Source organism: Streptomyces argenteolus, assembly GCF_042902585.1.
Lineage (GTDB): Bacteria > Actinomycetota > Actinomycetes > Streptomycetales > Streptomycetaceae > Streptomyces > Streptomyces argenteolus.
Genome location: NZ_JBIBEG010000006.1, coordinates 41,370 through 64,205 on the forward strand (window position 1 = coordinate 41,370; position 22,836 = coordinate 64,205).

Here is a 22,836-nt window from a genome sequence, read left to right on the forward strand (position 1 = left end):
CCTGGCCGGCACGGTCAGGTCCCGGCCAGCGGCATCGTCGCGGCGACCAGCAGACCGTTGACCGCGGCCTTGTCTAGCGCGTCACGGAGCAGGTCCTCCCGCGGCTGCTGGCCGATGGAGCCCGCGGGCGCCGCGAAGACGAGTACGCTCTGTGACTTGTTCGCCGCCGTACGCCAGCCGTCGGTGACCTGGAGCGGCTGATGGGCCTGCCACCAGGCGACCGGGCTGCCGCCGCCCGCACCGGGCTGCAGCACCGCGTGCAGCTGTCCCATGGCGAGGAGGACGGACCAGCCGGGAAGCACACCGGGCAGCCGGTTCAGGTGCGGGGTGGGCTGGAAACCCTGCTCCAGCAGCAGCTGGAGGAACTGGTCCCCGCCGCTGCCGTCCGTGCCGGGCCGCGCGATCGGCCCGGTCGGTTCGACGACCAGGGCCGGGCGCAGGTCGTCCTCGATCAGGACGAGACCGCTGGTGATGCCGAGGACAGCCTGTTCGGGCATGAGGCCTTCCGGATTCTCCGGCTCGCTGCCGGTGATGGACCGCACGGCGCCCTGGAGCTGGTCCTCCGCGACCTGGACGACCTGCGAGGGGATGCAGGTCGCGTGGGCGAAGGCGAGCACGGCGGTCTCCTCGCCCACGAACAGCACCGTGCTGGTGCGTTCCTGGTCGGAGTCGCCGGGCGTGCGGCAGGAGGTGCAGTCGTAACTGCCTGGGGCACTGTCGCCGACGAGCAGCCGGTCGGCTTCGGCATCGCCGATCTCGGCGCGTACGTCCTCGCTGACGTCGAGCATGCGCGGCACGGGTGGCTCCTCGAACTCGGTGCGTGGGCCGGGCGGTTCCCGGCTCATGCAGAGACAACGGGCGACCCGGGGCCGGGGTCACGCGTGAATCGGGAGATTGCGCGGGGAAGTCGGCGATGCGAACGTGCCGTCCGATCGGCGGAGAAATACGGAGCAATGCATTCCGTCTCCAGGGCTCCTCCGCGTGTGCGCCAGTTCGAATTGTCACGACTCTGTGCGACTCCTGCGGGATACCGGTGGCCCCATCTGACGCCGCGTAGGGTCCGTTGCGGACCAGTCGAACAGGGGAAACGACTACGTAATGCACATTTCATTTCTGCTCCACAACGCGTACGGCATCGGGGGAACGATCCGTACCACCTTCACGCTCGCGAGCACCCTGGCGGAACAGCACGACGTGGAGATCGTCTCCGTCTTCCGGCACCGCGAGACCCCGGCACTCGGCGCGCCCGCCGGTGTGAGGATGAGTCACCTCGTGGACCTGCGCAGGTCCACCCCGGGATTCGAGGGGGACGAGGCGGCGCACGCGAGGCCCGCTTCGGTGTTCCCGCGCGGCGACACCAGGTACCGGCAGTACAGCAGGCTCACCGACAGCCGCCTCGCGGCCCATCTGGGAGCCCTGGAGGCCGATGTCGTCGTCGGTACGCGCCCGGGCCTCAACGTCCACATCAGCAGGCAGGCCCGCCGCGGACCGGTGCGCGTGGGCCAGGAGCACCTCACCCTGGAGAGCCACAGCTACCGTCTCCGCCGGGAGATGGGCCACCGGTACGCGCTGCTCGACGCCGTCACGACGGTCACCGAGGCCGACGCCCGGGACTACCGGAGCGGTATGCGGCTGCCCGGGGTACGCGTCGAGGCCATCCCGAACAGCGTGCCCGAGCCGAGCGGACCACCGGCCGACTGCGACGCCCGGTGGATCGTGGCGGCGGGCCGGCTGCACCGGGTCAAGCGGTACGACGTACTGATCCGGGCCTTCGCCGAGATCGCGGCGGCGCGCCCGGAATGGCGGCTCAGGATCTACGGCGCGGGCGACGCGTCCGGCAACGAGCAGCGACCGCTGCGCGCCCTGGTCGAGGAGCTCGGGCTCCGGGAACGGGTGCGGCTCATGGGGTCCGCCGATCCGATGGAGAAGGAGTGGCCCAAGGGCTCCATCGCCGCCGTGACGTCCGAGCGGGAGGCGTTCGGCATGACCATCGTGGAGGCCATGCGCTGCGGAGTGCCGGTGGTGGCCACCGACTGCCCGCACGGGCCCGCGGAGATCATCCGTGACGGGGAGGACGGCCGGCTGGTGCCGCTCGGGGACACGGGGGCGTTCGCCAAGGCCCTGCTCGGCCTGATCGACGACGACGGCCTGCGGCACAGGATGGGCCACGCGGCACGGGTCTCCGCGGCGCGGTTCGATCCGGCGCCGATCGCGGAGCAGCACGAGAGGCTCTTCCGGGAGCTGCTCGCGCGGGGCTCCGGGGGCCGGTCGCAGAGCGCGCTGCGCAACGCCGTGCACCGGTCCCGGGGCGGAGTGCTGGACGGGGTGTACGCGCTGCGTCACATGGCGTCGTCGGCGGTCCGGCGGGGACGGGGCTGAGCGCCGGCGCCCGGACGGCCCGTCCGGGCGCCGCCGCACCTTGCCCGGTGGCATCGGGCCGCCGTATCCCGGACCGTTCCATTCCGGATGGCGGGCCGGTGCGGACGCCCGGCGACCTGGACGCGGCGGGGGCCCGCGACGGGAAAGTAAGGCTGCCGTAAGGGGGAGTGAATTCCAGGTGGCGTGGTCGCGTATTCCTTATTCCGCAGCGGTGGGAAACGCTGGACGCGGGCGGTCTGTGCATTTCCTCCTGAACGCTGATCCGGAGGCTATTCCGTGCGTGCGTGAAATGCAGGTGACGCCGTCCGACTGCGTGTTCGGGCGGCGGGGGGCCAGGTAAACGGGCGTGGGGATCCTGTGACACAAGCGTGACCGCCGGGGTACATACGGTTGCTCCCGGCCACTCCCGCACCACGGCTTCCGCCCCGCCGCGTGACGGCCTACGGTGAGAGGTATGGCACCTGTACCGACCCCTCCCGCTCAGCCGGACGACGCTCCCGACGCGTACGTCGGCCTCGACGCCGAGTCCGCCGAACGCCGGGCCAGAGCGCGCGGCTGGAGCACGGTCCGGGCTCTCCCGCCGGGCACCGTCATCACCATGGAGTTCCGCGGCGGGCGCATCAACTTCGAGGTGGACGCCGCGAAGGTGACCCGCTGCTGGGTCGGCTGAGGCCGGGCCCGGCATGACGAAGGCCCCGACGTCCGTCGGGGCCTTCGTCATGCGCGCAGGCGGGGGAGTGCGCTGTCCCACCGCAGGTCAGGGTGCTACCGAGCCGCCCGTCACCGGACGGACGGGAGACCCGTTGCTCCGCGGGGCGCGGTCCGCGTGCGGCGGGCGGCGTGAGCCCGCCGGGGTGACGGGTGTCCGCTCCGACCGGACGGGGTGCGCCGGGTGGGCGCGGGCGCGCGTGGACGCCCCCGGATGGCCCGCCGCTGCCGGGGAGTCGGGCACCGGCACCATGCCCGCAGCTTCCTGGGCGCCCTCGGCGCCCGACCCGCCGCCCAGCGACTGCGGCAGCAGCACGGGCTCCGGCGCCGTGGGGGCGGCCGGGGCCGAGGCACGCTGCCTCCGGCGGGCCCGCCACTGCTCCCGCACCGAGAGGATCAGGACCTCGGCGCGGGTGATGAGCGGTTCGAACCACGGCAGGGCCAGCAGGATCAGCAGACCGGCCGCCCAGCCCAGCAGGACGTCGCTGAGCCAGTGGGTGCCGATGTAGACGGTGGTGAGCCCCACGCCGAGCGAGACGAACGCCGACAGGGCCGACAGATAGCGCCGCGCGCGGGGGGTGGTGGCCAGGTAGGCGAGGATTCCCCAGGTCACCACGGCGTTGGCGGTGTGCCCGGAGGGAAATATATCGCCGCCGGCGAAGAGCTCGGCCGAGCCGATCTGGGTGGCGTAGTGCGGGCCCAGCCGCCCGAGGCCGAGCTTGACGGCGCCCACCGACACGTTGAGCAGCAGCAGCGAGGTGCCCAGCGTGAGGAGAGGCCGCAGCGTGTGCTGGCGCCAGGAGCGCCAGCCGAGCCAGGAGGCGACCATTACGGCCGTGGGGCCACGCTGGCCGAGCACGACGTAGTAGTCGAGGAAGGCGTGGAGTCCGGGCCACTGCTGATAGGGCCGGAACAGCATGACCTTCCAGTCGAGAGCCACCAGCCAGGACGAGACGAGCACGGCAACGACGATGGCGACATAGAACGCCAAAGTCCCGCCGAAGAGAGCGATGCGGTGACGGCTCATCCGCGGGGTCTCTATCTTCGGCGGTTCCGGCTCCCGGTCCAGACGGGCAAAGATGTCGGTACGCACGCAATGGACGTTACAGCGAGTGAGTGTGCGATCCGGCCGATCCCGCGTCTTTGTGATGACGATGTGATGTGGACTTTGTCTCAGACAGGTATCCATTCCCGGTGCGCCGATGAATGGGTCCGGGCTCCCCGGCTATTCGGTCCCGGCGTTATTCGCAGAAATGTTTGACCGCCGAAAAAAGTGATGCGGCGTGACCGTGGCGCGTATGCGCGGGGCCATTCGGGGCAGTCGCGGCCCGGGGCCGGTGCGGGCGGCCGGGTGCTCCGGCGCGGCGGCGGAGCCGTGCCCCCCCTGCGGCGGGTGAAGTGGTGTACGCCACACTCGGTGGCCGCTGAACGTATGAGCTGCACCACGCGTGACCACCTGGAACTCGCGTACGCTGACGGCTCACTCGCCCGTCGATGCCGGGCCCGGGGGATGCCGAAGCCGGATCCCCAGCAGGTCTGCCGAGCGCGAGGGACTCATTGTGGGAGGTACGTACATGACTGGGACGTCCACGGCCGTGAGCAGGCTGCGCGCGGCAGCCGACGGTGCCAACCGCTGGGTCGTCCTGGTCGTCCTCTGCCTCAGTCTTCTGCTGGTCGCGCTCGACGCGACCGTGCTCCACGTCGCCGTTCCCGCCGTCACCGAGGATCTGCGGCCCAGCGCCGTCGGCCTCCTGTGGATCGTGGACGCCTACCCGCTGGTCTGCGCCTCCCTCCTGATCCTCTTCGGCACGCTCGGTGACCGGATCGGCAGACGGCGGGTCCTCCTCCTCGGGTACGCGCTCTTCGGGATCGCCTCGGCGCTCGCCGCGGCGGCCGACAGCCCGGGCATGCTGATCGCGGCGCGCGCGCTGCTCGGCGTGGGCGGCGCGATGATCATGCCGGCCACGCTGTCGATACTCCGGCAGGTCTTCCCCGACCGGCGCGAGCGGGCCCTGGCCATCGGGGTCTGGACCGCGGTGGCCGCGGTGGGCGCCGCCACCGGCCCGGTCATCGGCGGCTTCCTCGTCGAGCACTACTGGTGGGGATCGGTCTTCCTGATCAACATCCCGCTCATGGCCGTGATCCTCCCGGTCGCGCGCTGGCTGCTGCCCGAGTCGCGCGGCGAGGCCGACGGCCCCTGGGACGTGCTCGGCGCGCTGACGGCGGCGGCCGGTGTGCTCGGACTCGTCCTCGGCGTCAAGCGGATCGGCGGCGACGGGGGAGTGCTGACCCTCGCCACCCTGGGGCCGCTCCTCGCCGGGGTCCTCCTGCTCGTCCTCTTCGTACGCAGACAGCGGCGGCGCGCGCATCCGCTGATCGACATCGCGATGTTCTCCCGGCCCGCCTTCACCACGGCCGTCGGCTGCATCGTGCTGGCCATGCTCGCCCTGGTCGGCCTGGAGCTGATCGCCGTCCAGTACCTCCAGCTGGTCCTGGGCCTGAGTCCGCTGGAGACCGGTCTGCGACTGCTGCCGCTCACCTTCGCGGCGATGGCGGCCGGCGCCACGGGCTCGTACACCCTCAGCCGGACGGGGCCCCGCCGGATGGTCGGCTGGGGCTTCGTGCTCACGGCGGCCTCCGTGCTCCTGCTGACCCTCATGGGCCAGCACGACCGGCCGGTCCTGCTCACCGTCGGCTTCGTGCTGCTGGGCTTCGGGCTCCAGTCCACGCTGTTCGGGGCCTACGAGTCGATGCTGAGCGAGGTTCCCGCCGAGCGTGCCGGTGGCGCCGCGGCGATCGGCGAGACCTCCTACCAGCTGGGCGCGGGCCTGGGGATCGCGCTGCTGGGCAGCGTCATGAACGCGGCCTACGCCCCCGGGCTCTCCCGGCTGCACGAGGAGGGGGTGCCCGCCGCCGCCGGTTCGGCCGCCGCGCACTCCCTGGGCGAGGCCTACCAGGTCGCGGGCAGGCTCGGCGGCCCCATGGGGGATCTGCTGCGCGACACGGCGCGTCACGCCTTCGTCGACGGCCTCCACATCACGCTGCTGGTCAGCGCGGGGCTGCTGCTGCTCGGTGCGCTGGCGGCGCTGCGCCTGCCACGGGTCATGGACTGCCCGCCGGCCGCGAAGGGCTGCCGCGAGCCGGCCGTCGAGCTGCCGGAGCAGGCGAGCGGGCCGGGCTCCCCCGCCGTGCCCGCGACCCGTGCCGGGTCCCGTCCGCCGGGCGTCCCCGAGGCCCGGGGCAGGCGGCTGCCGCGCCCGGCCCGGCGCGAACCCGCCGAGGCAACCGGCTCTGGACGGGCCGCACGCTGAGCCGTAACGTCGGCGGGGCGCCATAACTATCACTGCTAGTTTTAGTACGGAGGCGCGTTTCCGTACCGTGCGAGCCGCCGGAGGCACCCATGTCCACCACCGAGTCCGCGACGCCCTCGAAGCTCCCGCCCTTCGATCCGCGCGACCCCCTCGGCATCGACGATCTCCTCGGCCCGGAGGACCTCGCGATCCGCGACACCGTGCGCTCCTGGGCCACCGACCGCGTACTCCCGTACATCGCCGGGTGGTACGAGAAGGGCGAACTTCCCGGCATCCGCGAGCTTGCCCGCGAACTGGGATCGCTCGGGGCGCTGGGCATGTCCCTGAAGGGTTACGGCTGCGCGGGAGCGAGCGCCGTGCAGTACGGCCTGGCCTGTCTGGAGCTGGAGGCCGCCGACTCCGGAATCCGCTCCCTCGTCTCGGTCCAGGGCTCCCTCGCGATGTACGCCATCCACCGCTTCGGCTCCGAGGAGCAGAAGCAGCGGTGGCTGCCCGGCATGGCGGCGGGCGAGACCATCGGCTGCTTCGGCCTCACCGAGCCCGACCACGGCTCGGACCCCGCCGGGATGCGGACGTACGCCGAGCGGGACGGCGACGACTGGATCCTCACCGGCCGCAAGATGTGGATCACCAACGGCTCGGTCGCCGGGGTCGCCGTCGTCTGGGCGCAGACCGGCGAGGCGGGCGACGGCTCAGGCATCCGCGGCTTCGTCGTGCCGACGGACAGCCCCGGATTCTCCGCGCCGGAGATCAGGCACAAGTGGTCGCTGCGCGCCTCGGTCACCAGCGAGCTGGTCATGGACGGCGTGCGGCTGCCCGCCGACGCCGTCCTGCCCGGGGGCACCGGGCTGCGCGGCCCGCTCAGCTGCCTGAACCACGCCCGTTACGGCATCGTCTGGGGAGCCATGGGCGCCGCCCGCTCCAGCTTCGAGGCGGCGCTCGACTACGCGCGGTCCCGGGAGCAGTTCGGCAGGCCGATCGGGGGGTTCCAGCTCACCCAGGCCAAGCTCGCCGACATGGCCCTGGAGCTCCACAAGGGCGTCCTGCTCGCCCATCACCTGGGCCGGCGGCTGGACGCGGGGAGGCTCCGGCCGGAACAGGTCAGTTTCGGCAAGCTCAACAACGTGCGTGAGGCGATCGAGATCTGCCGCACCTCGCGGACGATCCTCGGTGCCAACGGGATCTCGCTGGAGTACCCGGTGATGCGGCACGCGACGAATCTGGAGTCGGTGCTCACCTACGAGGGAACCGTGGAGATGCACCAGCTGGTGCTGGGCAAGGCGCTCACCGGCCTGGACGCTTTCCGGTAGGACTCCGCGGCGAGCGCCCTGCTCAGCTCTGGTTGAAGAAGCCGTCGGCGGGCCGGCCGGCGGCTTCGCCGTTCACCACCTGCGTGTGGGCGGGGGTCAGCAGGAAGACTCTGGTCGCCACGCGCTCGATGGAGCCGCGCAGGCCGAAGGTCAGTCCCGCGGCGAAGTCCACGACGCGCTTCGCGTCGGAGGGATCCATCGCCGTGAGGTTGACGATCACCGGAACACCGTCCCGGAAGAGCTCGCCGATCCCCCGCGCGTCCCGGAAGCTGTCCGGGGTGACGGTGGCGATCCTGCGTCCCGTGTCCTCGGCCTTCTCGGAGGCCACCTGCACGCGGGGGTCGGTCACCCAGGGCTGGCCAGTGCCGGTCTCCGCATCCTCGGAGTACTCGTCGTCGTAGTACCGCTCGTCGCTGTCGTTGTCCTCCACGAGGCCCAGCCAGGCACTTGCCTTGCGCACCGATCCCATGGACGCCTCCTCTCACCGCGGTTCGTTGGTGTTCCGCATCTCTTTCCTATCCCTATGGTCGTCCATGATGCGGATACAGCGCCAAGGGGATAGTCGGCGCGCAGGCGATTCGTGACGCTACTGGTGCAGAGCATGTGGCGATTCGTCAGGGTTCCTCCCGTATAAGGGGGGTTGCAAAAGGAAAATATGATGCTCCGGCCGTCCGGGTGACATGGCGTGCGTACGGGTGAACGGGACGCTCGGTACGATGCACGCCGCGCGGGCGCACGAGTGCGGCGCATCAGGTGAACGACTCCCGGGGGATCGTCGTGTTCGGAATCGTCAGGCCCTGTACCCATCGGCTGTCCGAGGGTCTCAAGGCCGAGTGGATGGCCCACCTCTGCGGGCTCTGTCTCGCGCTGCGCGCGGACCACGGGCAGTTCGCCCGGGTCGTGACGAACTACGACGGCCTGATCGTCTCCGTCCTGACGGAGGCTCAGTCCGAGCGCACCGACGCCGCGCGCCGCACCGCCGGCCCCTGCCCGCTCCGCTCGATGCGGACGGCTCCGGTCGCCCGCGGCGAGGGCGCCAGGCTGGCAGCCGCCGTGTCGCTCGTCCTGGCCTCCGCGAAGGTCCGCGACCATGTGGCGGACCGGGACGGCCTGTTGAAGCGGCGCCCGGTCGCCGCAGCGGCACGCAGGGTCGCGGCCGGCTGGGACAGGGCCGGGGCGCGCACCGGGGCCGAGCTCGGCTTCGACACGGCGGTCCTGGTCGACGCCGTCGACCGGCAGACCGGGATCGAGTCCCTCGCCGGGCCCGGCACCCCGCTGCTGACGGTCACCGAGCCCACCGAGACCGCCACGGCCGCTGCCTTCGCCCACACCGCCGTCCTCGCGGGCAAGCCGCAGAACGCCGAGGCGCTCGCCGAGGCGGGACGGCTCTTCGGCAGGCTCGCCCACCTCCTGGACGCCGTCGAGGACAGGGAGGCTGACGCCGCGTCGGGTGCCTGGAACCCCCTCACCGCCACCGGTACGCCCCTCGCCGAGGCCCGCCGGCTCTGCGACGACGCGCTGCACGGCGTGCGCCTCGCGCTGCGGGACGCGGAATTCACCGACGGCACGCTGGCGCACGTGCTCCTCGTGCACGAGCTGCGGCGGTCCGTGGACCGGGCCTTCGGCTCCTCGTCCTGCTCGCACCAGCAGGACGGGCAGCCCTCGGGGGCCTTCGGCCCGCCGCCCGGCAACCCCTACGCCCCGGGCGGTCCCTCCTTCCCGCCGGGGCCGCCCCTGCCGCCCGAGCCGCCCCGCAACCGGCGCGGCCTCCTCGCCGGCTGCCTGGTCTGGGCCGGACTCGCCTGCACCTGCCAGATGTGCTGTGCCAGCAACTTCAACGACCCCTGGAGCGGTCAGGAGCGCGAAGGGCTCTGCCACAAGTGTGACTGCGGTGACTGCTGCGAAGGCTGCGACTGCTGCAGCAACTGCTGCGGCGGTGACGACGGCGGCTGCTGCGACTGCGACTGCGGGTGCGACTGCTGAGAGGGCGGTGCGCTGTGCGGCGCGCAGGGGTGCGGCGGCGCACCCCTGCGCTCCGCACCGGCCTCACCTGATCTCGGGCGGGGAGATCCGCGAGGCCGCGATCGCCGACTTGGTGGTGCCCCACTTCCTCAGGATCCGGTCGTAGGTCCCGTCCGCGACGAGACCGTTGACCGCGGCCTGGAAGGCCGGCGCCAGCGGGGTGCCCTTCTTGAAGGCGAAACCGACGTCGAGCCGCTTGTACTCGTTGAGGAAGCGCAGTCCGTCCAGCTGGGTGACGGCGTAGCGCAGGCCGTTGATGGTGGACATCAGGACATCGCTGCGCCCCTGCTGGAGGGAGCTCCAGACCGCGGCCTGATCGGCGTACGTCCTGATCTCGTACGGCTTCTCGCCGGCGTCGCCGCACCGATGCCTGTTCTCCTCCAGGGTCGCCTCGAACGTGGTCCCGGCGGCGGTGCCGACGGTCAGGCCGCAGAGCTGCGTGAGGTCGGTGACCTTCTTCAGGTCGCTGTCGTCGCGGACCGCGAAGCCCTGCCCGTCGTTGATGTACGTCACGAAGTCGATCGTCCTGCGGCGCTCGTCGGTCACGCCGAAATTGCCGGTGCCCACGTCGTACTTCCCGCTGCCGAGCGCGGGCAGGATCGCCTCGAAGGAGGCGACCTCCCGCTTCAGCCTCAGCCCGAGCGCCCTGGCCACCGCGTCGGCGAAGTCGATGTCCGCGCCCGCCAGTGTCTTTCCGTCCTCCTCGTAGAACGCCCCGGGAGGCGCGCCCACGCTGGAGGCGAGGGTGAGTGTCCCGGAGGTGCGGACCGCCGCGGGCAGCAGCTTCGCCGCGGCCTCGTTCTTCTTCACCGAGGAGACCACGTCGGTCTTCGGCGTCTTCCCCCTGACGGCGGAACCGGCCCCGGCCGGGGCGGTGGCGGGATCACCCGACCCGCAGGCGGTCAGCGTGAGCGCGGCGACGGTGATCAGTGCGAAGGCAGCGGTGTGCCGGGTTCGGGGCATGACGGAATTTCTCCGGATTCGTCGACCGCGCTCGCGTGCCGGGGCGGCACGGAGCGGCGGGGCGGGAGATCAGCGGTGCGAGGGGAGGGCCGAGCGGTGTCGTGTACGCGAAGGAACGCTGAGGAAGGTGCTCGAGCGCCGGAAGGGACGCGAGCGGGTGGAGAGAGAACGCAGGGGGGTCAGCTCAACAGGAAGAGGACCACACACGACCGAAGTCGATGTGGGAGCGGGTGACCAGCCACTGCTGCGCATGCATGGCCCAAGTGGAACAGGCATCCGGTGGTACGTCAACCGACGTGAGACGTACGGCTCACACTGTGGACAGGCTTGACAACCCTGCCCAGTTGGGGCTTTTCTCAGGACCGGACCGGCGCTGAGGGGCCCGGTCCACGTCGTGTTCCGCGTCGAAGGCACGCCCCGTGTTCGATCTCTGCATCCACGGAGCCTTCGCATGTCCGCGCAGACAGACAGCCCTTCACCCATCCTCCTCACACCACCCCGCAAGGACGCCGGCGACCCGGTTCCACGCATCGTTCCCGTACGCCGCACCGGCCGGTGGGCTGCGGCCCTCGCCGTCCTGCTGCTCCTGGCGGGGGCGCTCGTGTCCGTCGTACGCAACGACGCCTTCCAGTGGGACGTCGTGGGCGCCTACCTCACGACCGGCTCCGTGCTGCGGGGGCTCGGCCTGACGCTGTGGCTCACCGGCCTCGTCATGGTGCTCGGGTTCGCCCTCGGTACCCTCCTCGCCGTCTTCAGGCTCTCGGGCAACCCCGTGCTCCAGGCGGTCGGCTGGGGATACATCTGGCTGTTCAGGTCCACGCCGATCCTGGTCCAGCTGCTCTTCTGGTTCAACATCGGCGCCCTCTACCCCCAGATCCTCGGCGTCCGGACGGTCGACCTCCTCAGCCCCGTCGCCGTCGCCGTCATCGGGCTGACGCTCCACGAGGCCGCGTACGCCGCCGAGGTGGTCCGCGGCGGAATCCTCTCCGTCGAACGCGGACAGCTGGAGGCGGCCCAGTCCCTGGGCCTCGGGCCCTGGCGGCGGCTGCGCAGGATCGTGCTGCCGCAGGCCATGCGCTCCATCGTCCCGCCGGCCGGGAACATGCTGATCGGGACGCTGAAGGGCACCTCGATCGTCAGCATCATCGCCGTGCAGGACCTCCTGTACTCGGTGCAGCTCGTCTACCACCGCACCTACGAGGTCATCCCGCTCCTGCTGGTCGCCACGCTCTGGTACGTGGGCGTCACCTCGCTCCTGTCCATCGGCCAGCACTACGTCGAGCGCCACTACGCGCGCGGCACGGCGGACACCCGATGAGCCTCACGCCGGCACTCGTCGTCATAGGCGCCGGACCGCGCGGCACCGGCGTCCTCGAACGCATCGCCGCCAACGCCGCCGAGCTGTACGAAGGCCTGCCCCTGGACATCCACCTCGTCGACCCCTACCCGCCGGGCGGCGGCCGGATCTGGCGGCAGGACCAGTCCCCGCTGCTCTGGATGAACTCCATGGCGGAGGACGTCACCATGTTCACCGACGAGACGGTCCTGATGGACGGGCCCGTCCGCCCCGGGCCCGCGCTGCACACCTGGGCCGCGGACGTCCGCCAGGGGCGCGTCCGTGTCCTCGGTGACCCGGCGGTCCTGGAGGAGATCCACGCCCTGGGAGACCAGGACTTCCCCAGCCGGCGGCTGCAGAGCGCCTATCTGCGCTGGGTGTACGAGCGGACGCTCGCGGCGCTCCCGCCCGGCATCACCGTCCACGAGCACACCGGCCACGCCCTGCGGGTCTCCGGGCCCCGCGACGGCCGCCAGCGTGTCCGGATCGAGGGCCGTGCCGATCCGCTCGTCGCCGACCTCGTCGTCCTCACCGTCGGCCACCTCGACGCCGAACCGGACGCCGAGCAGGAGGAACTCACCGCCTTCGCCGCACGTCACGGACTGGTCCACCTCCCGCCCGACTTCACCGCGGACACCGACCTGTCCGCGCTCCCGGCCGGCGAACCCGTCCTCGTCCGCGGCTTCGGGCTGGCCTTCATCGACCTGATGGTGCTGCTCACCGAGGGGCGGGGCGGTCGCCACGAGGACGGGGTCTACATCCCCTCCGGCAGGGAGCCGGTCCTGCACGTGGGCTCGCGGCGCGGCGTCCCGTACCACTCGAAGATCGGCTACACCTGGCAGGGCGAACGCCCCCCGCTGCCACGCCACTTCGGCGCGGCGCAGGCCGAGGAGATCCTGGAGCGCCCCGGCCCCGTGGACTTCCGGCGCGATCTGTGGCCGCTGGTCGCCGAGGAGCTGGGCCACGCCCACTACCACCGGCTCTTCACCGCCCATCCGGAACGCACCGCCGTCGGGTGGGGTGACTTCGAGGAGAAGTACGCCGTCGCCGAGTACGGCAGCCCGGAGCTCGCGGCCCTCGTCGCCTCGGCCGTCCCCGACCCGGCTGACCGGCTGGACCTCGACGCCCTGGACCGGCCGCTCGACGGGGTGCGCCACGCCTCGTACGACGCGCTGCAGGACGGGCTGCGCGCCTATATCTCCGCCGACCTCGAACGACGGCACGACCCCCGTCACAGCCCTGACCTGGCCGTGTTCCTCGGACTGCTCTCCGTGTACGGGCAGTTGACCCGCTTCGGTGACATCGGGGAGCAGTGGCACGGCTTCTTCAGCCATCTCGCCTCCGGCCCGCCCGGCCCCCGGCTGCGCCAGCTGCTCGCCCTCTCGCGCGCCGGGATCGTCCGCTTCGCCGGAGCCGGCATGACCGTGGAGACCGACGAGGCCGAGGGCGTCTTCAGGGCCCGCAGTGTCACCGTGCCGGGCGCGTCCACCGAAGCCCGCGCGCTGGTCGAGGCCCGGCTGCCGGATCCCTCGCTGCGCAGGACGCGGAGCGCGCTGCTGACCGCACTGCACGAGGACGGCGCGGCCGGCACCGGGACCGGGCTGCTCTCCGTCGACCCCGCCGACGGCCGGGTCCTGTACCGCGACGGCAGCCCCCACCCGCGCCGCTTCGCGCTCGGCCCCTACACCACCGCGCGTTCCAGCGGTGCGTTCACCCGGCCCCGCACCGGCGGTCCCGCCTTCCGCCAGAACGACGCCACCGCGCGCACGGCACTCGCGTTCCTGCGCGACCTCTCCTGTCGGGACCGCGTCACCGCCTGAGCACGGCACCCCGTTCCGCACCCCGTCGCAGAAGGAACCCCCTCATGTCGCTGACCAGCGATCCACCCCTCAGTCCACCGGCCGGAGCCGGCCCCCGCCAGGTGACGGCCGACGAGTACGCGGCCCTCACCGTCGTCCCCGTACGCCACCCGTGGCGCTGGGTGGCCGTCGCCGCCACCGCGGTCCTGCTCGCCCAGTTCCTGAACGGCCTGATCACCAACCCGGGCTGGGAATGGGACGTCTTCGCCCGGTTCGTCACCACCGAGACCGTCCTGCACGCCGTCTGGGTCACCCTCCAGCTGACCTTCTACGGCACGGTCCTCGGCTTCGCCCTCGGTATCGTCCTGGCCTTCATGCGGCTGTCCGCCAGCCCGTTCCTCCGGGCCGTCTCGTACGCCTACATCTGGGCGTTCCGCTCGATCCCGCTCATCGTGCAACTGCTGTTCTGGTTCAACCTGGCCTACCTCTACAAGGAGGTGGAGTTCGGCATCCCCTTCGGGCCCGGCTTCGTCTCCTTCGACACGATGAACCTCGTCGGCGCGATGAGCGCCGCCGTCCTCGGCCTCGCCCTGCACCAGGCGGCCTACGCGGCGGAGATCGTGCGTGGCGGCGTACTGGCCGTGGACGGCGGGCAGGTGGAGGCCGCGGCGGCCCTCGGCATCCCCCGGCTGCGGCAACTGCGCCGCATCGTGCTGCCGCAGGCCATGCGCTCCATCCTGCCGAACGCCGCCAACGAGATCATCTCCCTCTTCAAGGGCACCTCGATCGTCTCGGTGATGGCGATCGGCGAACTCTTCTACCAGGTGCAGGTCGTCTACGGACGCAACGGCCGGGTCGTGCCCCTGCTGATGGTCGCCACGGTCTGGTACATCCTCCTGACCACCGCGCTCTCCGTCCTCCAGCACTACGTCGAACGTCACTACGCCAAGGGAGCGGTGCGATGAGCGCAGCCACGGAAGAAGCCACCGGGACCGACGCCATGGTCGAGATCCGGGCCGTGCACAAAAGCTTCGGTCCACTGGAGGTACTGCGCGGGATCGACCTGTCCGTACGCCCCGGAGAGGTGACCGTGATCATCGGCCCCTCCGGGTCGGGGAAGTCCACCCTGCTGCGCACCATCAACCACCTGGAGAAGGTCGACCGGGGCTGGATCAGCGTCGACGGCACCCTGGTCGGCTACCGCAGGTCCGGGAACAAGCTGTACGAGCTGCGCGAACGCGAGGTCCTGCGCCAGCGCACCCGGATCGGCTTCGTCTTCCAGAACTTCAACCTCTTCCCGCACCTCACCGTGCTCGACAACATCGTCGAAGCCCCCGTCGCCGCCCTCGGCCGCCCCCGCAAGGACGCCGTCGCCGCCGCCGGGAAGCTCCTCGCCCGTGTCGGTCTCGCGGACAAGGCAGGGGCCTACCCCAGGCAGCTGTCCGGCGGCCAGCAGCAGCGCGTCGCGATCGCCCGCGCCCTCGCCCTGGAGCCGAAACTGCTGCTCTTCGATGAGCCGACCTCGGCCCTCGACCCCGAACTCGTCGGGGAGGTCCTCGACGTCGTCAAGGACCTGGCGCAGGGCGGCACCACGATGATCGTCGTCACGCATGAGATCGGCTTCGCCCGGGAGGTCGCCGACACCGTCGTCTTCATGGACGAGGGACGGATCGTCGAGCAGGGGCCGCCCGCCGACGTACTCGACCACCCGGTCCAGGAGCGCACCCGCGCCTTTCTCTCCAAGGTCCTCTGACATGTCCCCGCGCTCAAGGAGCAGTCACGTGCCCGTACGCCGCACCCTCACCACCGCCCTCGCCGCCCTCACCACCGCAGGGCTGCTCGCCGCCTGCGGCACCAGCGACGCCACCGAGGACGTGATCCGTCCCGAGGGCCGGAAGGACACCGGCATCAACATCGGCCCCGACCAGAACCGGATCAGAGGCGAGAAGGTGGAGGAGATCGCCGCGGAGGTGCCGGCCGCGGTCCGCGAGCGCGGCACCCTCCGGTTCGGCGCGAGCGCCGACGCCTCACCACCGCTCGGGTTCTACGCGACCGACGACAGGACCCGGATCGGCAGCGAGATCGACATCGCCACCCTCATCGCGGACACCCTCGGCCTGAAGCCCGAGTTCGAGGAGGTCTCCTGGGAGAACCTCTTCGTCGGCCTGGACAGCTCGAAGTTCGACGGGGTCCTGTCCAACGTCACGGTGACCGAGGAGCGCAAGGAGAAGTACGACTTCGCCACCTACCGGCTCGACAACATCGCCTTCGAGGCGAAGAAGGGCTCCGGCTGGAAGGTGAAGGGCCCGGCGGACGTCGCGGGGAAGACCGTGTCCGTCGCCTCCGGCACCAACCAGGAGAAGATCCTCGTCGACTGGAGCGAGGAGAACGTCAAGGCCGGGCGGAAGCCGGTGGACATCACGTACTTCCAGAAGGACACCGACTACTACCTGGCCCTCCAGTCGGGCCGCATCGACGCCTACCTGGGCCCGAGCCCCTCGGCCAACTACCACGTCGCGTCGGCCGGCCAGTCCGAGATCATCGGCACGCTCTCGGGCGGCGGCGACGGCGTCCAGGGCAAGATCGCCGCCACCACCAGGAAGGGCAGCGGCCTGGTCGAGGCGTACGGCGCCGCGATCGACCACATCATCCAGGACGGTTCGTACGCCGAGGTGCTCGAGCGCTGGGGGCTGTCCAGCGAGGCCGTCGAGAAGTCCGAGATCAACCCGCCCGGCCTCCCCAAGACCGAGAACTGACCCGAGAGGTCCGCATGTCCCCCACCAGGCCACTCCACCTCGCCGCCGAGATCGGCGGCCCGCCGCGCTACGACGCCGCGTCCCACGTCACGCTGGCCCGCCTCGCCGAAGGAGGGGCGCTCGACTACGTCACCCTGCACGACTCCTTCGCGCGCCCCGGTCCCGACGCGCTCGCCGTCCTGGCCCGGGTCGCCCCGGCCACCACCCGCATCGGCCTCGTGCCGACCGTCACCACTACCCACACCGAGCCCTTCCACGTCTCCTCCGCCGTCGCCACCCTCGACTGGGTCAGCAAGGGCCGGGCCGGCTGGCAGGCCGACGTGTCGAGCACCGAGGCCGAGGCCCGGCTGTTCGGCCGGCGCCCTGCCGCGCCCGCCACCGCGTTGTGGCGGGAAGCCGGAGAGGCCGCCGACGCGGGGGCGCGGCTGTGGGACAGCTGGGAGGACGACGCGGAGATCAGGGACGCCGCCACCGGCCGTTTCATCGACCGCGACAAGCTGCACCACATCGACTTCGAGGGCAGCACCTTCTCCGTCCGCGGCCCGGCCATCGTGCCCCGGCCCCCGCAAGGCAGGCCCGTCACGGTCGTCGACGGCACGAGCGGCCCGGCCCGTGAGCCCGCCGCCCGGCACGCCGACGTCGTCCACATACGGGCCACTTCCCCCGAACAGGCGGCCTCGCTCGCCGGTGACCTGCGCCGCCGCGCCACCGCCCACGGCCGGGACCCCGAGAGCCTGCGGATCCTGGTCGCCCTCACCGTCGACCTGGGGGACGCCGAGACGGCCCCCGAACCCGGGCTGGAGAGCGGCCCGCAGCTCGCCGGGCGGGGGACCTACTTCCGGGGCGGTCCGGTGGACCTCGCCGAACTCGTCATCCAGTGGCACCGGGGCGGGGCCGTCGACGGCTTCCACCTCACCCCCATCGCCCCGGAGCGCGACCTCGAACGGATCGTCAACGGCACCGTGGCCCTGCTCCAGCACCGCAGCCTGTTCCGGACCTTCTACCCGGGCGGCACCCTGCGCGAGCACCTGGGCCTCGGTCGGCCGGCCAACCGCTACGCGCTCGCAGACACCTCAGGGGCCCAGTCATGAGACAGATGCACCTCGCCGCCCACTTCCCCGGCGTCAACAGCACCACCGTGTGGACCGACCCCCGGTCCGGCAGCCAGATCGACTTCACCTCCTTCGAGCACCTGGCCAGGACGGCCGAGCGGGGGAAGTTCGACTTCTTCTTCCTCGCGGAAGGGCTGCGGCTGCGCGAGCACAACGGCCGCATCCACGACCTGGACGTGGTGGGCCGCCCCGAGTCCCTCACCGTGCTGAACGCCCTGGCCGCCGTCACCGACCGCCTCGGACTCGCCGCCACGGTCAACGCCACCTTCAACGAGCCCTACGAACTCGCCCGCCGTCTCGCCACGCTCGACCACCTCAGCGCGGGCCGGGCCGCATGGAACGTGGTCACCTCCTCGGACGCCTTCACCGGTGAGAACTTCCGCCGCGGCGGCTACCTCGACAGGGCCGACCGCTACACCCGGGCCGCGGAATTCGTCGCCACGGCCCGTGAGCTCTGGGACTCCTGGACACCGGACGGTGAAGCGCGGCCCTTCGCGCACTCCGGCCGGCACTTCGAGATCTCGGGAGAGTTCACCGTCCCCCGCTCGCCCCAGGGGCACCCGGTGGTCATCCAGGCCGGCGACTCCGACGAGGGCCGGGAGTTCGCGGCGTCCGCCGCCGACGTCATCTTCACCCGGCACGGCACCCTGGAGGCGGGCCGTACCTTCTACGCCGACGTGAAGGCGCGCCTGGAGAAGTACGGCAGACAGCCCGGGGACCTGAAGATCATGCCCGGTGTCACGGTCGTCGTCGGCGACACGGACGCGGAGGCACAGGAGTACGCCGCCGAGATCCGCCGGCAGCAGGTCTCCCCGCAGAACGCCATCCTCGCCCTCGAACAGGTCTGGGGCCGCGACCTCTCCTCGTACGACCCCGACGGGCCGCTGCCCGACATCGACCCGGACCCCGGATCGGACCTGGTCCAGGGGCGCGTGCGGGTCGCGGACCCGCTCGCCGTCGCCGCGCAGTGGCGGGCCGTCTCCGAGGCCAAGGGGCTGTCCATCCGCCAGACCGTCATCGAGTCCACGGCCCGCCAGTCCTTCATCGGCTCCCCGGCGACGGTGGCGGCGCAACTGGAGACGTTCGTCGAGGAGGACGCCGCCGACGGTTTCATCCTCGTACCGCACCTCACCCCCGGCGGCCTGGACGACTTCGTGGACCGGGTCGTCCCGCTGCTCCAGGAGCACGGAGCCTTCCGCTCCGAATACGCCGGTCCGACGCTGAGGTCGCACCTCGGCCTGGCCGAGCCGGTATGGAAAGGTTGACCGCATGAGCACGGACGCACAGCAGGACAGCGAGGAGTTCCACGCCTGGCAGCGCTGGCACGAGGGACGCATCGTCGCCGTGGCCGCGCCGCACGGTCCCCTCTCCCTCACCGGCACCCACTGGCTCGCCGATCATCCCGAGGGTCGAATTCCGGCCGTACCGGGGCTGTGGCGCGAGGAGGACGGGGAGGTGGTGCTCGTCGCCGGCCTCGAGGACGGGCTGACGGTCGACGGGAAACCGCTGGCCGGCGAGGTCCGTCTGGGCGCCGACCGGGGCCCCGTCGACACCTCCCGGGTGGCGCGGGGAGAGCGCCGGCTGGTCGTGCTGAGCCGTGAAGGCCTGTGGGCGGTACGGGACTTCGACCCGCAGTCCCCGGCCCGGCACGCCTTCAGGACCATCGACGCCACCCCGTACGACCCGCGCTGGGCGCTGGAAGGCACCTTCCGGCCGTACGGGAGCGACCGCACCATCCGTGTCGCGAACGCGGACGGCCGCGAACGCGGTCTGGGACTCTCCGGCGAGCTCGCCTTCACCGTGGACGGAGCGGAGCACACGCTCCAGGCGGCCGTCGAGCCGGACGGTTCCCTCTGGGCCGTCTTCGCCGACGCCACCAGCGGGAACAGCAGTTACCGCTTCCGCTTCCTGCGGCCCGGGGCGCCCGACGCCGAGGGCAGGGTCCGGGTCGACTTCAACCGCGCGCTGCTGCCCCCCTGCGCCTTCGCCGATCACTTCATCTGCCCCTTCCCGCCGCCCGGGAACACCCTCACGGTGGCCGTCCCGGCGGGGGAGCGGAACCGGATCGACGGCTGACCCGTCCCACCGCCGGACGCCCGCCCCTCCTGGACGCCCGCGCCACCCCGGGGGCCGGGTCCACCGGGGAGCAGGACCGCCACACCGTTTCCGGCAGCCCCACCAGCACCAGGGCTGCCGGGAGCGGTGCCGCCGCTGTGCCCACGCGGCCGAAAGGCGCCCTTGTGCGGCCGGTTGACGGCCCGAATACTCCCGAGCAGCGCCCGTCAGGACCACGACGCATCCGGAATTCGAACACCTTTCGGTACGCGGCGTGCCCCCGACCGCGCCTCACGGGTCCGGCCACCCCACAGGCGGGCCCCCGATTCCCCTCGGGAGGAACGAAAAGTGAGGATCAAGCGCACCAACCCCCGCACCGGTGGCACGGCGAGACGTAGCCGTGTCACAGCCGTCACCGCGGGCCTCGTCGCCGTCGCGGCCCTCGCGGTCCCCGCGGCCAGCGCCGATCAGGCCGCGACCTTCAGCACGGACCAGCTCAGCGCGGCGGGAGAGGCCGTGCTCGAGGCCGATGTCGCCGGCACCGCCTGGAACGTCGATCCGTCGACCGGGCGGCTCCTGGTCACGGTGGACAGCACCGTCTCCCAGGCCGAGATCAAGGAGATCAAGGAGTCCGCGGGAGCCAACGCGGGCGCCCTGCGCATCGAACGCACCCCCGGAAAGTTCAGCAAACTGATCTCCGGCGGAGACGCGATCTACGCCGACAGCTGGCGCTGTTCCCTCGGCTTCAACGTCCGCAGCGGCAGCACCTACTACTTCCTGACCGCCGGTCACTGCACCGACGGAGCCGGTACCTGGTGGTCCAACTCGGGCCGCACCACGGTCCTCGGCACCACCACGGGCTCCAGCTTCCCGACCAACGACTACGGCATCGTCCGCTACACCAACACCTCCGTCACCAAGTCCGGCACGGTCGGCAGCCAGGACATCACCAGCGCGGCCAACGCCACCGTCGGCATGTCCGTCACCCGCAGGGGCTCCACCACGGGCACCCACAGCGGCTCCGTCACCGGCCTCAACGCCACGGTCAACTACGGCGGCGGGGACATCGTGTACGGCATGATCCGCACCAACGTGTGCGCCGAGCCCGGCGACTCCGGCGGCCCGCTCTACTCCGGCACCCGGGCGATCGGTCTCACCTCGGGCGGCAGCGGCAACTGCAGCACCGGAGGGACGACCTTCTTCCAGCCGGTCACCGAAGCACTGAGCGCGTACGGGGTCAGCGTGTTCTGACCCGACCGGGTACCGCCGCACTCCCGTGAGCCCCCGCCGATCCCCGGCGGGGGCTCCCTTCGGACCACGGCTCTTGAGAGAATGCCAGGACGGTCGGTCGCAGAGGCATCACGGGGGCGGACGCTGCGCCGGTCCGGAGGGACGCCCTCCGGAGCCCCCGTCGACACCAGGGGGTTCCAGGTCCGTGAAACGCATCGGAGTGACCGGTCACCGTTCCATCCCCCAGGAAGCCCAGGCCCACGTACGGGAAGGGCTGAGGGCCGCCCTGTGCGGCCACGAAGGCTCCCTGGAGGCACTCTCCAGCCTCGCGGTCGGCGCCGACCAGCTCTTCGCCGACCTCGCGCTCGCCCACGGCGCCGAGCTGACCGTGGTCATTCCCAGCGGTGACTACGAGGCGGGCTTCGACGAGACGGAGCTCGTCCACTACCGGAAGCTCAAGGCCCGGGCCGCCCGTGAGGTCCAGCTGAACTTCCCGTACTCCACCGACGAGGCGTACTACGCGGCGGGCACCTACATCGCCGACCACTGCGACCGGCTGCTCGCGGTGTGGGACGGCCGGCCGGCGCGGGGCCTCGGCGGCACGGGCGACATCGTGACGTACGCCCGCGGCCTCGGACGGCCCGTCACCGTCATCTGGCTCGACGGCGTGGAGCGTGACTGAACCCGCGGGCGCTTCCCTCACATCCGGTGCCTGACCAGCCAGTCCGTGTGCTCCGGCGACACGATCCGCTCGGTCTCGAACACGGCGGCGGCCCACTGACGCTCGGTCAGCGTGGTCTCCATCGCGGCCTGCATGTTCTCCAGGTCGTCCTCCACCAGGGAGTGGGCGGTCACCAGGGGGTGATGACGGCGCATCTCGTTCCAGGCGAGGCAGGCTGCCGCCGCGGCGGAGAGCGTGCCCGTCAGCCCGAACGATCCGGCGCTGCCGAAGGTCTGCAACACGGCGAGGACGAGTGCGGGCAGCGTCAGCGCGGCGATCGTGCTCGACCACACGAGCGCCCCTCGGCGTGACACCAGCCTGCGCCTGCGGTACCACCGCCGCTGCTCGATCAGCCGGTCCCGGATGTAGGTCTCCTTGCGTACGGTGAAGGCCTTGTCCCGTAACTCCCGCATGGACGCGGTGATGAGGCCTCCGCCCGAGTCCGCCATGCCCTCCCGGGGGTCGTCCCACCCCACCTTCCGTAACTCCTGGAGCCCTTCCTCCAGCCGGCTGGCGAACACCGCCTCCGGATGCTGCGTGCCGGTGTCGAAGGGGGAGCCGTGGACGGCGTAGCGCCAGCAGTTGGACTTGATGAACTCCGCTGCGGAGCGGTTGAGTTGCCAATGCGACTTTGCTTTGCGCCGGGAGGCCAGGTAGGTCGTGATCAGGACACCCAGGTAGGCCAACACCGCGATGAGGTCCAGGAGTTGGACCCCCGCGCCGACCGTGACATGCCACGGCAGGGCGGCGGGCACGGTGCCCAGGACGAGCAGGGCCAGCTGGCCGCGGGTGGTGTTCACCGCCTCCCGCTGACGCGCGACGGCGACGGCGTCCGTGTGGTGGAAGAGTGCGGGCAGATCAGCGCTCCTGAAGACCATGCTCTGCAGAGGTCCTGGAATCGCCGTCATTTTTCTCCCCCGTCTGCAGTTGTGGTCGTCGCCGGTCCGGCCCTCGGCGCGGTGGTCCTCGGGTGCGCCGCCCGGGCGCAGGAGTGCGCGTGGGGGGCCTGCCGGGGCCACGAGAGTAGGTCGCGCCCTCGTGTACGGCAATGGTGCCTCCCGGGCGCCGCTGCACTTCCTGCCCGAAAAGCACCCTCGTGCGACCGGGGGCGCCGTGGAAGGATCGTCCACAACA

At 71.6% G+C, this 22,836-nt stretch carries 20 protein-coding genes; 15 read left to right on the plus strand and 5 right to left on the minus strand.

Annotated elements, in window-relative coordinates:
• Positions 1 to 14: 14 nt before the first annotated feature.
• Complete coding sequence (locus tag ACFY8O_RS21480) at positions 15 to 797, minus strand: hypothetical protein (protein ID WP_145806780.1); 783 nt, start codon at positions 795 to 797, stop codon at positions 15 to 17.
• Positions 798 to 1,098: 301 nt separating this feature from the next.
• On the opposite strand from ACFY8O_RS21480, the gene ACFY8O_RS21485 reads away from it, so the two are divergent.
• Both ACFY8O_RS21485 and ACFY8O_RS21490 read left to right on the plus strand, forming a co-directional pair.
• Positions 1,099 to 2,379 (plus strand): glycosyltransferase family 4 protein, encoded by a 1,281-nt coding sequence (locus tag ACFY8O_RS21485; RefSeq protein ID WP_387904662.1) that lies wholly within the window; start codon positions 1,099 to 1,101, stop codon positions 2,377 to 2,379.
• A 454-nt stretch (positions 2,380 to 2,833) separates the two neighbouring features.
• Positions 2,834 to 3,049: an I78 family peptidase inhibitor gene (locus ACFY8O_RS21490; protein ID WP_145806775.1), complete on the plus strand. Its 216-nt coding sequence runs from the start codon at positions 2,834 to 2,836 to the stop codon at positions 3,047 to 3,049.
• 87 nt (positions 3,050 to 3,136) lie between these two features.
• Here the strand turns inward: ACFY8O_RS21490 and ACFY8O_RS21495 are convergent, their stop codons facing one another.
• Positions 3,137 to 4,180 carry a phosphatase PAP2 family protein gene (locus ACFY8O_RS21495; RefSeq protein ID WP_387904665.1) on the minus strand — a complete coding sequence of 348 codons (1,044 nt, stop codon included), beginning with the start codon at positions 4,178 to 4,180 and terminating at the stop codon, positions 3,137 to 3,139.
• Between the two features lie 481 nt (positions 4,181 to 4,661).
• Between ACFY8O_RS21495 and ACFY8O_RS21500 the strand changes: the two genes are divergently transcribed.
• Positions 4,662 to 6,398, plus strand: coding sequence for an MFS transporter (locus ACFY8O_RS21500; protein ID WP_387904666.1), 1,737 nt, complete (start codon positions 4,662 to 4,664; stop codon positions 6,396 to 6,398).
• An 89-nt stretch (positions 6,399 to 6,487) separates the two neighbouring features.
• Entirely contained in the window at positions 6,488 to 7,708 is a 1,221-nt protein-coding gene (locus tag ACFY8O_RS21505; protein ID WP_387904668.1) for an acyl-CoA dehydrogenase family protein, read from the plus strand.
• Positions 7,709 to 7,730: 22 nt separating this feature from the next.
• Here ACFY8O_RS21505 and ACFY8O_RS21510 read toward each other — a convergent pair whose 3' ends face one another.
• A complete protein-coding gene (locus tag ACFY8O_RS21510) occupies positions 7,731 to 8,177 on the minus strand; it encodes a cell division protein SepF (RefSeq protein WP_387904671.1) in 447 nt (148 codons plus the stop codon).
• Positions 8,178 to 8,485: 308 nt separating this feature from the next.
• On the opposite strand from ACFY8O_RS21510, the gene ACFY8O_RS21515 reads away from it, so the two are divergent.
• Positions 8,486 to 9,691, plus strand: a complete 1,206-nt coding sequence (locus ACFY8O_RS21515; protein ID WP_387905365.1) for a DUF5685 family protein — start codon at positions 8,486 to 8,488, stop codon at positions 9,689 to 9,691.
• Positions 9,692 to 9,754: 63 nt separating this feature from the next.
• On the opposite strand, the gene ACFY8O_RS21520 is transcribed toward ACFY8O_RS21515, so the two are convergent.
• Positions 9,755 to 10,693: an ABC transporter substrate-binding protein gene (locus tag ACFY8O_RS21520; RefSeq protein ID WP_145806765.1), complete on the minus strand. Its 939-nt coding sequence runs from the start codon at positions 10,691 to 10,693 to the stop codon at positions 9,755 to 9,757.
• A 451-nt stretch (positions 10,694 to 11,144) separates the two neighbouring features.
• Between ACFY8O_RS21520 and ACFY8O_RS21525 the strand changes: the two genes are divergently transcribed.
• The 10 genes from ACFY8O_RS21525 to ACFY8O_RS21570 all read left to right on the plus strand — a co-directional run bounded on the left by ACFY8O_RS21525 (position 11,145) and on the right by ACFY8O_RS21570 (position 21,663).
• A complete protein-coding gene (locus tag ACFY8O_RS21525) occupies positions 11,145 to 12,011 on the plus strand; it encodes an amino acid ABC transporter permease (RefSeq protein ID WP_145806763.1) in 867 nt (288 codons plus the stop codon).
• Positions 12,008 to 13,849 (plus strand): FAD/NAD(P)-binding protein, encoded by a 1,842-nt coding sequence (locus ACFY8O_RS21530; protein WP_387904675.1) that lies wholly within the window; start codon positions 12,008 to 12,010, stop codon positions 13,847 to 13,849. The genes ACFY8O_RS21525 and ACFY8O_RS21530 overlap by 4 nt, the downstream gene beginning before the upstream one ends.
• Before the next feature lie 44 nt (positions 13,850 to 13,893).
• Entirely contained in the window at positions 13,894 to 14,793 is a 900-nt protein-coding gene (locus tag ACFY8O_RS21535; RefSeq protein ID WP_145806761.1) for an amino acid ABC transporter permease, read from the plus strand.
• A gap of 35 nt (positions 14,794 to 14,828) precedes the next feature.
• Positions 14,829 to 15,581, plus strand: coding sequence for an amino acid ABC transporter ATP-binding protein (locus tag ACFY8O_RS21540; protein WP_387905367.1), 753 nt, complete (start codon positions 14,829 to 14,831; stop codon positions 15,579 to 15,581).
• Between the two features lie 28 nt (positions 15,582 to 15,609).
• Complete coding sequence (locus ACFY8O_RS21545) at positions 15,610 to 16,584, plus strand: ABC transporter substrate-binding protein (protein WP_387904678.1); 975 nt, start codon at positions 15,610 to 15,612, stop codon at positions 16,582 to 16,584.
• 14 nt (positions 16,585 to 16,598) lie between these two features.
• Positions 16,599 to 17,675 carry an LLM class flavin-dependent oxidoreductase gene (locus ACFY8O_RS21550; protein ID WP_387904680.1) on the plus strand — a complete coding sequence of 359 codons (1,077 nt, stop codon included), beginning with the start codon at positions 16,599 to 16,601 and terminating at the stop codon, positions 17,673 to 17,675.
• The gene (locus ACFY8O_RS21555) at positions 17,672 to 18,961 is read left to right on the plus strand and encodes an NtaA/DmoA family FMN-dependent monooxygenase (RefSeq protein WP_387904683.1); all 1,290 of its coding nucleotides are present in this window, start codon (positions 17,672 to 17,674) and stop codon (positions 18,959 to 18,961) included. Before ACFY8O_RS21550 ends, ACFY8O_RS21555 begins: the two co-directional genes overlap by 4 nt.
• A gap of 4 nt (positions 18,962 to 18,965) precedes the next feature.
• Positions 18,966 to 19,772: a DUF1684 domain-containing protein gene (locus ACFY8O_RS21560; RefSeq protein ID WP_387904686.1), complete on the plus strand. Its 807-nt coding sequence runs from the start codon at positions 18,966 to 18,968 to the stop codon at positions 19,770 to 19,772.
• 327 nt (positions 19,773 to 20,099) lie between these two features.
• Complete coding sequence (locus ACFY8O_RS21565) at positions 20,100 to 21,002, plus strand: S1 family peptidase (protein ID WP_145806755.1); 903 nt, start codon at positions 20,100 to 20,102, stop codon at positions 21,000 to 21,002.
• A gap of 184 nt (positions 21,003 to 21,186) precedes the next feature.
• Positions 21,187 to 21,663 carry a hypothetical protein gene (locus tag ACFY8O_RS21570; protein ID WP_387904689.1) on the plus strand — a complete coding sequence of 159 codons (477 nt, stop codon included), beginning with the start codon at positions 21,187 to 21,189 and terminating at the stop codon, positions 21,661 to 21,663.
• Between the two features lie 17 nt (positions 21,664 to 21,680).
• Here the strand turns inward: ACFY8O_RS21570 and ACFY8O_RS21575 are convergent, their stop codons facing one another.
• The gene (locus ACFY8O_RS21575) at positions 21,681 to 22,580 is read right to left on the minus strand and encodes a DUF4231 domain-containing protein (RefSeq protein ID WP_387904691.1); all 900 of its coding nucleotides are present in this window, start codon (positions 22,578 to 22,580) and stop codon (positions 21,681 to 21,683) included.
• Positions 22,581 to 22,836 lie beyond the last annotated feature (256 nt).